Raw genomic sequence first — 2,243 nt, forward strand, 5'->3', positions numbered from 1 at the left:
CCCGTCGAGCCGGCCCCGCAGGTCGAACCCGCCGTCGTTCTCCACCGCCGTCATGAACTCGTCGGAGACCCGGACCGAGTTGCCCCGGCCGTGGTCAGCGACCGCCGGACGCTGACCTACCGGGAGCTGGCGGACGCCTCGGCCGCTGTCGCCACCACCCTGCGCCGGCACGGGGTCGGGCCGGGTGACCTGGTGCCGGTGGTGATGGCCAGGGGTTGGGAGCAGGTCGTGGCCGTCCTCGGGGTGTTGCGCGCCGGCGCCGCCTACTGCCCGGTCGACGTCGCCCTGCCGGCCGAGCGGATCGGCCATCTGCTCGACGAGTGCGGGGCCCGGACGGCGCTGGTCCAGTCGCACCGGCCGGCCGACCTGGCCGGCCGGGACGTGCGGGCGGTCCAGGTGGACCGGCTGCCGCCGGCCGGCGAGCCGGTCGCGCCGACCGGCACGGCGGACGACCTGGCGTACGTGATCTACACGTCCGGCTCCACCGGACGACCCAAGGGCGTCGCGGTGGCGCACCGGGCCGCCGTCAACACCGTGCTGGACGTCAACGAGCGGTTCGGGTTGCGCCCCGACGACCGGGTGTTCGGCATCTCGTCGCTCAGCTTCGACCTCTCCGTCTGGGACGTGTTCGGCAGCCTGGCCGCCGGCGCGGCGATCGTGCTGCCCGCGGCCGGACGTCAACCCGACCCGCTCGGCTGGGCGGACACGGCGGCCCGGCACCGGGCCACGGTCTGGAACTCCGTGCCGGCTCTGGCCCAGATGCTGGTCGAGGTGGCGGCCACCCGACCGCCCGCGGACCGGCCCCCGATCCGGGCGTTCCTGCTCAGCGGGGACTGGGTGCCGACCCCCCTGCCCGACCGGCTCCGGCAGACCTGGCCGGGCACCCGGGTCACCGCGCTGGGCGGCGCGACCGAGGCGGCGATCTGGTCCAACAGCTACGAGATCGGCGCGGTCGACCCGGCGTGGCGGAGCATCCCGTACGGCCGGCCGCTGCCGAACCAGACCATGCGGGTGCTCGACGGCCGGTTCCGGCTGCGTCCACCGTGGGCGGTCGGCGGCATCTACATCGGCGGGACCGGGCTGGCCGACGGCTACTGGCGGGACCCCGAGCGCACCGCCGAGCGGTTCGTCACCGACCCGGCCACCGGGGAGCGGCTCTACCGCACCGGGGACCTGGGGCGGTACTGGCCCGACGGCACCATCGAGTTCCTCGGCCGGGAGGACCGGCAGGTCAAGGTGCAGGGCTTCCGGGTGGAACCGGGTGAGATCGAGGCGGTCGCGCGGACCCACCCGCTCGTCCGGGACTGCGCCGTGACCACCCAGCAGGTGCCGGGCGGGCAGCGCCGGCTGGTCGCGATCGTGGTGCCCGAAGCGGGCGCGGCGCCGGACCGGGCGGCGCTCGCCGGATACCTGCGGGAGCGGCTGCCCGCCTACCTGGTGCCGGCGCGGATCCACCTGCTGGACCGGCTGCCGCTCAGCGGCAACGGCAAGGTGGACCTGGACCGGGCCCTCGCCACCGCCGAGGCCGCCACCCGCGACGACTGGTCCGCCACCCCGGACGGCGCCGGCCGTGCCACCCCGTTGGAGGAGCGGATCTGCCGGGCGTGGGCGGAGCTGCTGGAGGTGCCGGCTGTCCGGCCGGACGACGACTTCTTCGCCCTCGGCGGCAACTCGCTCCTCGCCCTGCGCCTGGTGCAGCGGCTCCGCGCCGACCTCGGCACCGAGGTCCCGTTCGGGCAGATCTTCGACGCCCCCACGGTACGCGGGCTGGCCGCCCGGCTCGCCGTCGGCGACGGCACCGTCCGCAGCGCCGTGCCGCTGGCCGACGGCACCGGCCGGCCGCTGTTCCTGTGTCATCCGGTCGGCGGGTCGGTGGCCCGCTACGCCGACCTCGCCCGCGCCTGGGCCGGCCCGGTGTACGGCTTCCAGAGCCCGGCCCTGGCGGGCCACGACCCGACCGACCGGCCCAGCCTGGCCGACCTGGCCGCCACGTACCGGGCCGAGCTGCGGCGGCTGGCGCCGGACGGGCCGTACCTGCTCGCCGGCTGGTCGATGGGGGGCGTGCTGGCCCACGAGGTGGCCGCCCAACTGCACGACGAGGGCGAGGTGGCCCTGGTGGTCCTGGTCGACAGCGACATCCGGACCCTGCGGCTGCCGGCCGACGACCGGGAGCGGCACCGGGAGTTCCTCACCGACCTGGCCGGCGGCCGGCTGCCGGAACCGGTGGCCGCCGCGCTCGCCGC

The 2,243-nt window shown here is 76.7% G+C and carries 1 protein-coding gene; it reads left to right on the forward strand.

Going from position 1 to position 2,243, the window contains the following annotated elements; all coding sequences use genetic code 11:
• Positions 1-90: 90 nt before the first annotated feature.
• A partial coding sequence (locus AB0I76_RS28155; RefSeq protein WP_357041631.1) for an amino acid adenylation domain-containing protein occupies positions 91-2,243 on the forward strand: 2,153 nt, incomplete at its 3' end.

The sequence above is a fragment of the Micromonospora sp. NPDC049799 genome, from assembly GCF_040656655.1.
GTDB lineage: Bacteria > Actinomycetota > Actinomycetes > Mycobacteriales > Micromonosporaceae > Micromonospora.